At 54.5% G+C, this 12,820-nt stretch carries 10 protein-coding genes; 8 read left to right on the forward strand and 2 right to left on the reverse strand.

What is annotated here, in order from left to right; translation table 11 throughout:
* Positions 1 to 118: 118 nt before the first annotated feature.
* Positions 119 to 1,633: a fumarate hydratase gene (locus ACN0RL_RS19105; RefSeq protein ID WP_417519722.1), complete on the forward strand. Its 1,515-nt coding sequence runs from the start codon at positions 119 to 121 to the stop codon at positions 1,631 to 1,633.
* A gap of 81 nt (positions 1,634 to 1,714) precedes the next feature.
* On the opposite strand, the gene ACN0RL_RS19110 is transcribed toward ACN0RL_RS19105, so the two are convergent.
* On the reverse strand, positions 1,715 to 3,169 hold the full coding sequence (locus ACN0RL_RS19110; RefSeq protein ID WP_417519724.1) for a protein adenylyltransferase SelO: 1,455 nt from the start codon (positions 3,167 to 3,169) through the stop codon (positions 1,715 to 1,717).
* An 85-nt stretch (positions 3,170 to 3,254) separates the two neighbouring features.
* Here ACN0RL_RS19110 and ACN0RL_RS19115 point away from each other — a divergent pair, with 85 nt between their 5' ends.
* The 6 genes from ACN0RL_RS19115 (at position 3,255) to ACN0RL_RS19140 (ending at position 10,312) form a co-directional block, all read left to right on the forward strand.
* Entirely contained in the window at positions 3,255 to 4,196 is a 942-nt protein-coding gene (locus tag ACN0RL_RS19115) for a hypothetical protein (protein WP_417519726.1), read from the forward strand.
* Positions 4,197 to 4,207: 11 nt separating this feature from the next.
* Positions 4,208 to 5,023 (forward strand): HAD-IIB family hydrolase, encoded by an 816-nt coding sequence (locus tag ACN0RL_RS19120; protein ID WP_417519728.1) that lies wholly within the window; start codon positions 4,208 to 4,210, stop codon positions 5,021 to 5,023.
* A 20-nt stretch (positions 5,024 to 5,043) separates the two neighbouring features.
* Complete coding sequence (locus ACN0RL_RS19125) at positions 5,044 to 6,267, forward strand: glycosyl transferase (RefSeq protein ID WP_417519730.1); 1,224 nt, start codon at positions 5,044 to 5,046, stop codon at positions 6,265 to 6,267.
* The gene (locus ACN0RL_RS19130; RefSeq protein WP_417519732.1) at positions 6,264 to 7,994 is read left to right on the forward strand and encodes a sugar phosphorylase; all 1,731 of its coding nucleotides are present in this window, start codon (positions 6,264 to 6,266) and stop codon (positions 7,992 to 7,994) included. Before ACN0RL_RS19125 ends, ACN0RL_RS19130 begins: the two co-directional genes overlap by 4 nt.
* Positions 7,995 to 8,008: 14 nt before the next feature.
* Positions 8,009 to 9,193 (forward strand): tRNA-queuosine alpha-mannosyltransferase domain-containing protein, encoded by a 1,185-nt coding sequence (locus ACN0RL_RS19135; protein ID WP_417519734.1) that lies wholly within the window; start codon positions 8,009 to 8,011, stop codon positions 9,191 to 9,193.
* A 150-nt stretch (positions 9,194 to 9,343) separates the two neighbouring features.
* Entirely contained in the window at positions 9,344 to 10,312 is a 969-nt protein-coding gene (locus ACN0RL_RS19140) for an NAD(P)H-quinone oxidoreductase (protein ID WP_417519736.1), read from the forward strand.
* A 28-nt stretch (positions 10,313 to 10,340) separates the two neighbouring features.
* Here ACN0RL_RS19140 and ACN0RL_RS19145 read toward each other — a convergent pair whose 3' ends face one another.
* Complete coding sequence (locus ACN0RL_RS19145; RefSeq protein ID WP_417519738.1) at positions 10,341 to 11,366, reverse strand: NADP-dependent oxidoreductase; 1,026 nt, start codon at positions 11,364 to 11,366, stop codon at positions 10,341 to 10,343.
* A 237-nt stretch (positions 11,367 to 11,603) separates the two neighbouring features.
* On the opposite strand from ACN0RL_RS19145, the gene tssI reads away from it, so the two are divergent.
* A partial coding sequence (gene tssI / locus ACN0RL_RS19150; RefSeq protein WP_417519740.1) for a type VI secretion system tip protein TssI/VgrG occupies positions 11,604 to 12,820 on the forward strand: 1,217 nt, incomplete at its 3' end.

The raw sequence follows: 12,820 nt of genomic DNA on the forward strand, positions 1-12,820 counted from the left end.
GAAAACGACAAAAAGCTTCGCCTTCTGTCGGATCCCGCGCTCTTGCGAATTTCTGGTAAACTGTGCCACCTGTTTTTCGACGATCCAATCATAACGAGACCAACCTGATGAGGCGCCTATGACCACCGTAATCCGCCAGGATGACCTGATTGAAAGCGTAGCGGACGCGCTGCAGTTCATTTCTTACTATCACCCGAAAGATTTTATTCAGGCTGTGCATGAGGCCTATCAGCGTGAAGAGTCGCAGGCGGCCAAGGATGCCATGGCGCAAATCCTTATCAACTCGCGCATGTGTGCCCAGGGCCACCGGCCGCTGTGCCAGGACACGGGTATTGTTACCGTGTTTGTGAACGTCGGTATGAATGTTCAGTGGGATTGTGAGATGTCACTGGACGACGTGATCAACGAAGGTGTGCGCCGGGCCTATATGCAACCGGATAACGTGCTGCGGGCGTCGATTCTGGCTGACCCGGATGGTAAGCGTCAGAACACCGGAGACAACACGCCGGCGATCATCCATTACAAGATTGTTCCGGGCGATACGGTTGAAGTGCATGTGGCGGCCAAAGGTGGCGGTTCTGAAGCCAAATCCAAATTTGCCATGCTGAACCCGTCCGACTCAGTGGTGGACTGGGTGCTGAAAATGGTTCCGCAGATGGGTGCTGGCTGGTGTCCGCCCGGCATGTTGGGAATTGGCATCGGCGGAACGGCCGAGAAGGCCATGGAAATGGCCAAGGAATCACTGCTGGACCCGATTGATATCCACGACCTGCAGGCGCGGGGTGCTTCCAATCGCGCTGAAGAGCTGCGCCTTGAGCTGTTCGATAAGGTGAATGACCTGGGTATTGGCGCTCAGGGCCTGGGTGGCCTGACAACTGTGCTGGACGTGAAGGTGAAAGATTACCCAACCCATGCGGCGAACAAGCCGGTGGCGATTATTCCGAACTGTGCTGCTACTCGCCATGCACACTTTACGCTGGACGGCACTGGCCCCTCTCTGCAAACACCGCCAAGCCTGGAAGACTGGCCGGAAATCACCTGGGAAGTGGGTGAGGGTGTGCGCCGTGTAAATCTGAACACAGTTACACCGGAAGAGGTAAAAGAGTGGCAGCCGGGCGAAACCGTTCTGCTGTCTGGCAAGATGCTCACAGGCCGCGATGCAGCCCACAAGAAGATGGTGGATATGATCAACGCTGGCGAGGAACTGCCGGTGGATCTGAAAGGCCGTTTCATCTACTACGTGGGCCCGGTTGATCCTGTGCGCGAAGAGGTGGTTGGCCCCGCCGGCCCCACCACCGCAACCCGTATGGACAAGTTCACTCACACCATGCTGGAGAAGACCGGCCTCACCGGCATGATAGGTAAAGCCGAGCGTGGTCAGGTGGCTATTGACGCCATTAAAGAGTTTGGTGCTGTGTACCTGATGGCGGTAGGCGGTTCTGCTTATCTTGTTTCCAAAGCCATCAAGCACGCCGAAGTGGTTGCCTTCCCGGAATTGGGGATGGAAGCTATTTACGAGTTTGATGTGGAAGATATGCCGGTAACCGTGGCAGTGGATTCCAAAGGTACATCGGTCCATCAGACCGGCCCTGTTGAGTGGCACGAGAAGATCATCGCTGCCAAGGCCGTCTGAGACCGTTGAAAGGTAGCTGAGCAATGAAACCGCGGGCCAGGCTTTCAGGTCTCGCCCCGGTTTCTCCCTTTTGCTCTATTCCTAGCTCGAGCAGCTGATGTTTAGATGCTTGCCCCATTCTGGTGGCAGTGCAGCGTATTTTTCGTGCTCTGGTTGCTCATCGTAAGGCCGCTCCAGAACCCTGATCAGTTTCTTCATGGGTTCGTAATCGCCGTTCTGCGCTTCCAGAATGACTTGCTGCGCCAGATAGTTCCGCAAGATATATTTGGGGTTTACCCTGCGCATTTCATACTCACGCTCATCGTGGGCACGGGTTTCTTTTTCAAGCCGCTGCTCATAGCGCGTCAGCCAGTTATCCGCCACTTCGCGATCCACAAACAGATCCCGCACGGGTGCATGGCCGTGGGCGTAGAGATTTGAAAGCGCACGGAAGAAGGCCGTGTAGTCTGTGTGTTGCTCCTGCAGCATGCTGAAGGTATCCATAATCAAACCAAGGTCGGCTTCGTCTTCCTGCACCAGCCCGAGTTTATCCCGCATGTTTTGTAAAAAACGCCCGTTATAGGTGGCTTCATAGCGTTGCAAACCGCTGCGTATGGTGTCTTCATTAATGACAGGCAAAAGAGCGTTGGCAAGGTACTGACAGTTCGCAAAGCCTACCTGAGGCTGACGGTTGTATGCGTAGCGGCCGCCCTGATCAGTGTGGTTGCAGATGTACCCGGCATCGAAGTCGTCCAGAAATGCGAAAGGCCCATAATCGAAGGTATCGCCAATGATAGACATGTTGTCGCTGTTCATAACGCCGTGACAGAAACCGACGGCCTGCCAGTCTGCAATCAGACGAGCCGTTCGCTCCACCACTTCTTCAAACCAGCGGGCGTAGCGCTCTTCTTCAGCCAGCTTGATCAGATGTGGAAAATGGAGCGCGATCACATGCTCAAGCAAGGTTTTGAGTGCTTCCGGCCCTTCGTGGTGGGCCGCAAACTCGAAATGGCCGAAGCGGATATGGCTCTGAGCGACACGTACAAGAGCTGCGGCGGTTTCAATGGATTCACGGCGTACCGGGTTCCGGGCACTGACCATAAACAGAGCGCGCGTGGTTGGAATGCCCAGGCCGTGCATGGCTTCGCTGCACAGGTATTCGCGTATGGTTGAGCGCAGAACCGCCCGGCCATCCCCGAAGCGGGAATAGGGCGTCGTGCCTGCGCCTTTCAGATGCCAGTCCCAGCGGCGGCCATCGGGGCCGAGAGTTTCCCAAAGAAGAAGGCCGCGGCCATCCCCCAGTTCCGGGTTGTACATGCCAAACTGGTGGCCGGTGTATTTCATGGCCACCGGGTCCATGCCTTCAAGCAGTTCTGTGCCTCCGCCGATTCCGGCCCAGTCGGCTTCATTGGTTACATGAAAGCCCATTTCTTGTGCCAGCTTATGGTTGAAGCAGGCCATTTTTGCGTCTTTAAGAGGAGTGGGCTGGACTCGGGTGTAGAAGCTGTCCGGGAGTTCCATGTAGCGGTGTTCTACACGAAAATCGTTGCTACTCATAAAAGCTTATACTCCCATATGGTACGAATTCTGCTGATTTGTTGAATAGTTAGTTAATCGATCCATCAAAGACGGAAACCTTAACGTGTCTGACAGTGAGCTTAGAACAACTATTGATGCCCTGATTGATAAAGAAGGGCTTCCTCAAAATTACGCGGCTACCGTAGAACAGACCATCCTGCCTCTGATCGAACACATTGTCTCGTTAAGGAACGCGAAGAACAGAACCGTTGTTGTGGGGATTCACGGTGCCCAGGGCACTGGCAAGTCCACTTTGGCGCTGTTTCTGACCAGGCTGCTTTGCGATCACTGGCAATACCCGACAGCGAGCTTTTCGCTGGACGATCTCTACCTTACCAGAGCCGAGCGACGAGCACTCTCTGAGCAGGTGCACCCACTGTTTAAAACCCGTGGAGTGCCTGGAACACACGATTTAGAGCTTGGCACGCGGGTTGTTGATCAGCTTCGAACGGCTGGATCGGGTGATCACACCCGCATTCCTGCGTTCGACAAATCCCGTGACGACCGTGTCCCCAGGAGCGAGTGGCCTGTTTTTGAAGGCAGGGCAGAGATTGTTCTGATTGAGGGCTGGTGTCTCGGGGCTTTACCTGAAGACGATCAAGCTCTGGCCGCGCCCCTCAACACTCTGGAAGCGGAGGAAGATCCCTTCGGCATCTGGCGAAGGTATGTAAATCAGTGCCTCAAGGGCAAGTATCAAGCGTTTTTTGCCGAGCTGGATAGCCTGATTATGCTTAAGGCGCCGTCGATGTCCCGGGTGCTGGAGTGGCGCACACTGCAGGAGCATAAGTTGGCAGAGAAAACAGGCTGCGCACCAAATGAGGGCGCGTCAGCACCCGCTGCAGAAGATTTGCGCATCATGAGCGATCAGGAGGTAGCCCGCTTCATCATGCACTATGAGCGGGTGACCCGATCCTGCCTTAAGGAGCTGCCAAGTCGTGCGGATGTACTGATTGAGGTCTCCGATGATCATTCCCTGAGCCGCCCTGTTTTTCGGACCCAATCCTGAAGGAGTTTCCCATGCCCAAGTCGCGCTTGCTCATATTTTCAGATCTGGATGGAACTTTGCTCAACTATGAAAACTATCGCTGGCAGCAGGCGAGGCCGGCGCTGGAGCGGATCGCGGAGGCAGGCATTCCGCTGATCCTGAACTCAAGTAAAACCGCTGCGGAAATCCGGATCTTGCGTCAGCAACTTGGAAACACCGATCCTTTCATAGTGGAAAACAGTGCAGCCGTGGTTATTCCGCCGGATACGTTTGGGAATGATAGTGAGCAGATTGTACATTTTGGGGCGCCCCGGGCAGAGGTTCTGAAGGTGCTCGCTGCACAAAGGGAAAGCGGCGCACTTTTCCGAGGCTTTGCGGATATGGACGATGACGAACTGGCGCAGCTCACGGGGCTGGATTCATCTTCGGCCTCCCGCGCCAGGGAGCGCCTGGGAACCGAACCATTGGTTTGGCAGGGGAGTGAAGGAGAACGGATACGTTTTGAAGCCGCGTTGGGTGCAAAAAACCTGCGTCTGGTTAAAGGTGGCCGGTTCTATCACGCCATGGGCATTTTTGATAAGGCCGATGGGGCCCGCTTTTTGCAAAACAAATACAGAGAGCAGTATCGGGAGCTTTATGGTGACGAGCGAGTGACGGCCATTGCCTTGGGAGACAGTCCCAATGATCAGCAAATGCTGGAGGAGGCAGATATTCCCGTCGTCATCCGTGGAATTAACAGTAATGAGGTGCAGTTACCCTCAGAGAAGCACGCTATGCGTTCTCTCAAGCCCGGCCCGGAAGGCTGGAATGAGTGTGTACTCAATCTCCTGTTTGAGTACGGATATTAGTACTACAAAGGAGAATCGCCATGGGCGACTTTTACCAGAATGGCATTGTTACCACGCTGCACAACTTAGTTCGCCGGCCTGTGGAAGATCTGGAAGCCGAATTGATGACCTTCCGCAAGACCCGGCCCATGTCACTTGTGCTGCCGTCGTTATACTCCGAACTGGAAGGGCCCGCGCTAAAGCACATCGTGCAGGAACTTACCAAAGTGCCTTATCTGGACGAGATTATTATCGGTCTGGACCGGGCTAACGAAGAACAATACCGCCATGCGCTTGAATATTTCTCTGAGCTCCCACAAAACTTCAAAGTGCTCTGGAACGATGGCCCACGCCTCCGTGCCATTGATCTGAAGCTTCAGGAACAGGGGCTGGCGCCTACGGAAATGGGTAAGGGCCGCAACGTTTGGTACTGCTTCGGTTATGTTCTGGCGTCTGGCGTAAGTGAATCCGTCGCGCTGCACGATTGTGACATCCTCACCTATTCGCGGGAGCTGGTGGCTCGTTTGATTTATCCGGTGGCTAACCCCAACTTCAATTATATGTTCTGCAAGGGTTACTACGCCCGGGTGGCGGAAGGAAAGATGAACGGGCGTGTCAGTCGCCTGCTGGTGACCCCTTTGATTCGCGCTATGAAAAAGGTGTGTGGCCCGAGCGATTTTCTCGACTATCTGGATAGTTACCGCTACCCCCTGGCAGGAGAGTTTTCCTTCCGTACAGATGTGATTAATGACCTTCGCATCCCCAGTGACTGGGGGCTGGAAATCGGCGTGCTGTCGGAAATGAAGCGAAACTATGCCACCAACAGGCTCTGCCAGGTAGACATTGCGGATGTCTACGATCATAAACACCAAGACCTTTCACCGGAGGATGCCAATCAGGGTCTATCCAAGATGAGTGTGGATATTTCCAAGGCGCTGTTCAGAAAACTGGCAACGAATGGTGAGATATTCTCAAGCGAGAAATTCCGGACGATCAAGGCGACCTATTTCCGTATCGCTCTGGATTTTGTGGAGACCTACCAGAACGATGCCATCATCAATGGCCTGTCGTTTGATCGCCACAAGGAAGAGAAAGCGGTTGAGTTGTTTGCTCAGAACGTTATGCACGCAGGAGCCTACTTTCTCGAAAACCCCATGGACACGCCGTTTATTCCCAGTTGGAACCGGGTCACCAGCGCGATTCCGGATATCAAGGAGCAGTTGCTTGAGGCAGTGGATCTGGATAATGAGGAATATCGACCATGAGTCATCCGCTTAAGGCCAAGCTCCTTAGCATGCTTGAAGTGGTTTATCCGGCACTGGATTGCGATTTCCTCGCAGAGGAGTTGCTTGCAACGCTGGGTCTGAGCGCGGATCAGCAGGCGCCACCTGCGCACCAGAATCACTGGAGTGAGTCGGATGTCATTCTGATTACCTATGCGGATACTGTGCAGCAAGCTGATGAAAAGCCGTTAGCGACCTTACATCAGTTTTTGAATCGGTGTTTGTCTGACAGTATTTCCGGCGTGCATATCCTGCCTTTCTTTCCGTACAGTTCCGATGACGGCTTCTCGGTCATGGACTATCTTGCGGTCAATGAGTCCCATGGAGGTTGGGACGACATTGAAGCCATCGCAAGGGACTTCAAGCTCATGTCGGATCTGGTGATCAACCATATGTCAGCCCGCAGTCGGTGGTTCGAGAATTTCAAGAAGCGGATTGATCCAGGCAAGGACTATTTTTACGAGGGTAATCCGCGGGACGATTTGAGCGCGGTGGTGAGGCCTCGCACCTCACCGCTACTCACGCCGGTCCAGACGGACGATGGTGAACGCTATGTCTGGTGTACGTTCAGTGAGGATCAGGTCGACCTCAATTTTGCCAACCCCCGGGTTCTGATCGAGTTTGCGGCTATCATCCGTTATTACCTTGAGCGCGGTGTTTCGATCTTCCGGCTGGATGCCGTGGCGTTCCTCTGGAAAGAACCAGGTACTACCTGCATTCACCTGCAACAGACCCATGAGCTGATCAAGATTTTGCGTTTGCTGATTGAGCACCACAGCCCGGATGCTGTGATCATAACCGAAACCAACGTACCGAACCGTGAGAACCTCACCTATTTCGGCAACGCCAACGAAGCTCATGTGATCTACAATTTCTCGCTGCCACCGTTATTGATCAACACGCTTGTGACCGGCGATTGCAAACATCTGAAAACCTGGTTGATGAGTATGCCGCCCGCTCAGATGGGCACCACGTATCTTAATTTCATAGCCTCCCATGACGGCATAGGAATGCGCCCTACGGACGGCTTGCTGAGTGATGAGGAAAAGCAGCGGTTGATCAACACCATGGATTCGTTCGGCGGTAAGGTTTCCTATCGGCGGACAGCGGACGGCCGGGACCAGTCTTATGAAATCAATATCGCCCTTTACGATGCGTTGAAGGGCACCGCCGGGAACGGCGCGGATCACTGGCAGCTACAGCGGTTCATTTGCGCCCACACGGTGATGCTCGCACTTGAGGGAATCCCCGCTTTTTACCTGCACAGCCTTCTGGCAACCGAGAATGACACCGAACGGGTTGAGCACACCGGGCGCCTGCGTTCCATTAATCGCAGCCAGTGGCAGTTGGGGGATCTGGAGCGGGAACTCGATAACTCGCTGAGTCATCACAGTAAGGCTTACCACGAACTGAAGCGCCTGATTGCCATTCGACGCAGGCAGTCGGCCTTCCATCCCAATGCAACCCAGTTCACCCTGCACCTGGGGCTGCAGTTGTTTGGTTTCTGGCGCCAGAGTATGCGCCGTGATCAGTCTATTTTCTGCATTCACAATATCAGTGACGAGTTGCAGCAGGTGGCCTTGAGTGACATCAACCTCATCGGCACTGATCATTGGTTCGATCTTATCGCGGGTACAACGATTGATGATCTCTCTGGCTGCATCACCCTCAAGCCTTATCAAAGCGTCTGGTTGTCTAATCGGGAGTAGGGCAGAATGCCCGGATGCTCAAACCGCCGGCCTTCCGAAAACGCAGAATACTCCTTCTCTCTGCCTATGACGCAGGCAGCCATCGTCGCTGGAGAGAGTTGTTGGTACATAGCCAGCCGGACTTTGAATGGCATGTGCTTTCTTTGTCTCCGAGGTTCTTCCGCTGGCGAATTCGCGGTAATGCGCTTACCTGGCTGAACGAGCCGTTGTTGAAGGAGAGTTGGGACCTTCTGCTTGTAACGTCGATGGTCGATCTGGCCTCGATCCGGGGATTTCACCCCAACCTGGCCGCTACGCCAGCGCTTCTCTATATGCATGAAAACCAGTTTGCCTATCCGGCATCTGATGATCAGCACAGCAGTGTCGACCCCCAAGTGGTGAACCTCTTCAGCGCTATTGCCGCGAATGCCGTTGTGTTCAACAGTGATTGGAATCGGCGTAGCTGTCTTGATGGCATCGAAAAACTTTTCCGGCGCCTGCCCGATGGCATTCCGGAGGGAACGCTTGCGCGCCTTGCCGAGAAATCCTGTGTATTGCCAGTACCTATCGATGATCATGCATTTATCAACGAGGCAGAGGTAGGGCCCGAGTGTCCTGAAGTGGGCGAGCGTCTATGGGGTAATGATCAAAAAATCAGGCCTTGCTCATCGCCATTGAGGATTGTGTGGGCAGCCCGCTGGGAGTATGACAAGGGCCCTGACCGGCTGCTCGCGATTCTGCAGGAGCTTGATCGAAGAGCGGTGAATTTTCAGGTGTGCATCCTTGGTGAGAGCTTCCGAAAAGTGCCCGAAGCGCTGGTGACAATCCGTGAACAGTTTTCCCATCGGTTGGTTCAGTTCGGATATGCTCCAAACCGCGCTCAATATTATGAGTGGTTGGGGAGTGCAGACATCATTCTTTCGACTGCGTTGCATGAGTTTCAGGGGCTGGCGGTGCTTGAGGCTGTAGCCGCAGGCTGTGTACCTATTGCGCCGGAAAGGGAAGTTTATCCGGAGTTGTTTGCACCGGAATACTTGTATCCGGATTGTGGTGACGATATTTCCGCTGAGGCGGTCTACGCAGCGGCGCTGATTGAAAACCAGGCTGCGGATAGCGGCCAGGAGCGGTTGCCCGTGCCAGGTGTGCAGCGCTTCAGTCGAGACGCATTGGTGCCGGGATATAAGGCGTTGCTGTCGAAAACGATTGCAGGCAGCGCCTGATATAAGCCCTTGGCACGAGATGCGGGTGGTTAAGGGATTGTGAAAACATACTCATTACAACCATCCAGCCACATGGGGTATCCTGACGGGATATTCCTGACCGGTCACTCGATTTATGACTGGATACTCGAAAGCGCCGAGATTTGATACATGATGAAAGCAATCAAGATAGACGGTGACGCCCTTGTATGGGAAAGCTGCGCGGGTTCTGAGGAACTGCCGGCAGATTCTGTAGAGATTGATGTTGTCTGGACGGCGATTAACCGTGCGGATCTGTCGCAACGGGCCGGTGTCTATCCTCCGCCTCCAGGAGCGTCGAACATTCTTGGGCTGGAAGTGAGCGGCCGCATTGCCAGGGTTGGCGAAGCCGTGACAACGTTCAAACCGGGCGATGAAGTGTGTGCATTGCTTACAGGCGGTGGTTACGCGACCAGGGTTGTTGTTCCTGCCGTTCAGGTGCTGCCGGTTCCGAAGGGTTTCTCGCTGGAAAAAGCAGCGGCCATTCCCGAGGTTTTTGCGACGGCCTGGCTGAACCTGTATCAGGATGCTGACCTGAAGCCCGGTGAAAGGGTGCTTTTGCACGCGGCAGCCAGTGGCCTGGGCACTACCGTCATCCAGATTGCGACAGCATTTGGCAACCCGGTATTTGCAACAGCCGGAAATGACGACAAGCTTGATGTGTGCCGCAAGCTGGGAGCAACGGGAACCTGGAATCGTAAAAACGGCTCCTTTGTCGATGCGGTTAAAAAGTGGGGCGGTGTCGATATGGTGCTGGACCCGGTTGGCGGAAGCTACATCAAAGAGAACCAGAAAGTTCTGAATGCTGATGGAAGAATTAATCTGATCGGCCTCATGGGAGGTCGCTTTGCGGAAGTTGACCTGGGGCTCATGTTGATGAAGCGCCACCGCTTGATTGGTTCTACATTGAGATCCCGCTCAGTTGAGGACAAAGGGCGAGTTATGCAGGCCTTGTATCGCAACGTTTGGCCTTTACTGGTCGCAGGGCAGATTGAGCCTCTGATTGACGCCACCTGGCCTATCGAACAGGTTGAAGAAGCCATGGCGCATGTGGCCGCTAATAAAAATACCGGGAAGGTGCTCCTGAAAATAGGAGAATGATCCTCCCGGTATTAAGCGCCAGTTTGCGTTAATCGGTGATATGTACCAGCTGCTTACCGAAGTTTTTGCCTTTCAGCATACCCTTGAAGGCCTCAACTGCATTTTCGAGGCCTTCAGCAACTGTTTCACGGTATTTGATCTGGCCTGATGCAATGCGGCTTGTAAGTATATCGGTAATCTCCTGGTGCTTGTCCTGCCACTCGGTTACCAGGAAAAAACGATGCTCTGGAACCGGGTCGAGGCGTTTGAGAATATCGAACGGAGTCTCTACCTTGTCAGTGCTCTTCGCATTGTAAGCCGAGACATAACCGCAAATGGGTACCCGTGCGCCTGCGTTCAGTAACGGAGCAACGGCTCTGGTAACGTCTCCACCCACGTTTTCATAGTAGATGTCGATGCCATCGGGGCAGGCTGCTTTCAGATCGGCTTCCAGGTTGCCTGCCTTGTAATCGACGCAGGCATCAAACCCCAGTTCATCTACCACATAACTGCACTTTTCCGGGCCGCCGGCAACGCCAACTACCCTGCAACCGTTCGTTTTGGCGGTCTGGCCAACAACTGTGCCCACCGGGCCAGACGCCGCAGAAACCACGACGGTTTCGCCGGCTTTGGGCTTGCCCACGTAAGTAAGGCCGCAGTAACCAGTGCGACCTGGCATGCCGGCAACGCCGAGATATGTCTGCAGCGGAACGCCTTCTTTCTGGTGGATTTTGTAAACCATCGGCGCGTCCGCAGGGAAGGTTACGTACTCTTGCCAGCCTGAATAACAGGTAACCAGATCGCCAACTTTCAGCTTGTCTGACCGGGACTCCACAATTCGCGCCACGCTCTCACCGGTGATGGGTTCATCGATGGCGATCGGGTCCATGTACCCTTTTGCATCGTTCATGCGTGGGCGCATATAGGGATCCAGCGATAGCCACAGAATCTGGGCAACGACTTCGCCCTCTCCGGGCTCACGCACCGGGCGCTCTTCCATTACGAGGTCACCCTCCTGGATCTCTCCGTTGGGACGTTGCTTTAGCACGATGGCACGATTTTGATATTGGCTCATGGCGTCTCTCTCTACCTGAAGTCGGGTGGTGCTGTATGTTGGGTAATCCGGAGCGGCTCTGCTCCTTGGGTTGCGTAATGAAACCAGATTAGCGTGCAGCAGAATGATGTTGTGGTCAACCTCTCATGTTTATGCGGCCTTCAGGATGTGGGGTTACATTACGGAACCTGAAGGTTATAATCTGGCATCTGCTCAGGATGAGCTCGAACAAGACATCAATCTTCAGGGACCGAAGATATGCCTCAGGCAAACGGACTGCAGTTTACCGCCCGTGTTGGCGAACTCCCCTCTGATCTATTTTCCGTTGTCGGCTTTACGCTGACCGAACGGTTATCCGGGCTTTTTTATGGCCGTATTGAGCTGGCCAGTTCCGATCCGGATATTGATGCTGCCGAGATTCTCGAGCAGCGGGTAGATCTTGTGATCTGGCAGGATGATATCCCCCTTCGCCGCTTCACCGGCGTGGTGAACGAGTTTGCCCGAGGTGATTCCGGCCATCGCCGTACCCGCTACGAGATCATCATCCAGCCGCCGTTGTGGCGCCTGGGGTTGATGCACAACAGCCGAATGTTCCAGACTCAGAGCACAGACACCATTGTGCGTTCTCTGCTGGAAGAACGGGGCATTATGGATTCGGTGTTTGACCTCAAACGCCAACCCCGGGAACGGGAATACTGTGTACAGCACCGGGAAAGCGATCTGGCGTTCATTGAGCGCTTGGCTGCCGAGGAAGGCTGGCATTACCGCTATCACCACGGCAGCGTAGGTGATGATAAAGAAGGAAACGAGCAGCCCGGCCTTGTCATCGCCGACCACCATGGCGATGCACCTCGCCTCGTAGCCGCCGAATACAATGGCAAAGCCGGTGGAAGCACCCAACAGCCTGCGGTCTTCCGTTTTCGTTACGAAGAGCGGGTTCGTGTCGCCTCCATAGTTCTCAAAGATTACACCTTCAAAAATCCTGCCTACGCCCTGATGCACGAACAAAGCGCTGCCAGTGCCAACCAACGCCAGGATTATCAGCACTTCGATTACCCGGGCCGGTTTAAAGCCGACGCCAGTGGCCAGCCGTTTACCGAAGCGCGACTGGGCGCCCTCAGAAACGACACCAGTACCGCCCACGGCGAAAGCAATCGAGTGGACTTCACCTGCGGCGCGAAAGTGGCCCTGACCGAGCACGACAGCCCCAACCTGAACCGGGACTGGTTACTCACGGCCGTTACCCACACAGGCCAACAGCCCCAGGCCCTGAAAGAAGAAGGTGGCTCTGAACCCACTACCTACCACAATACGTTCACTGCCGTACCTGCCGACAAAACCTGGCGGCCAAAACCCGCCCATCGACCGTTGATGGATGGGCCACAAATAGCCATTGTTACCGGCCCCGAAGGTGAAGAAATCCATTGTGACGAGTTTGGCCGGGTAAAAGTGCGATTCCCTTGGGATCGTTATGC

The sequence above is a fragment of the Marinobacter sp. genome (assembly GCF_048259445.1).
Lineage (GTDB): Bacteria > Pseudomonadota > Gammaproteobacteria > Pseudomonadales > Oleiphilaceae > Marinobacter.

Bases quoted from the DNA above. Each gene is read 5' to 3' on its own strand.
- ACN0RL_RS19105 (WP_417519722.1), top strand. From the start codon at position 119: ATGACCACCGTAATCCGCCAGGATGACCTGATTGAAAGCGTAGCGGAC.
- ACN0RL_RS19110 (WP_417519724.1), bottom strand. From the start codon at position 3,169: ATGAGTAGCAACGATTTTCGTGTAGAACACCGCTACATGGAACTCCCG.
- ACN0RL_RS19120 (WP_417519728.1), top strand. From the start codon at position 4,208: ATGCCCAAGTCGCGCTTGCTCATATTTTCAGATCTGGATGGAACTTTG.
- ACN0RL_RS19125 (WP_417519730.1), top strand. From the start codon at position 5,044: ATGGGCGACTTTTACCAGAATGGCATTGTTACCACGCTGCACAACTTA.
- ACN0RL_RS19130 (WP_417519732.1), top strand. From the start codon at position 6,264: ATGAGTCATCCGCTTAAGGCCAAGCTCCTTAGCATGCTTGAAGTGGTT.
- ACN0RL_RS19135 (WP_417519734.1), top strand. From the start codon at position 8,009: ATGCTCAAACCGCCGGCCTTCCGAAAACGCAGAATACTCCTTCTCTCT.
- ACN0RL_RS19140 (WP_417519736.1), top strand. From the start codon at position 9,344: ATGATGAAAGCAATCAAGATAGACGGTGACGCCCTTGTATGGGAAAGC.
- ACN0RL_RS19145 (WP_417519738.1), bottom strand. From the start codon at position 11,366: ATGAGCCAATATCAAAATCGTGCCATCGTGCTAAAGCAACGTCCCAAC.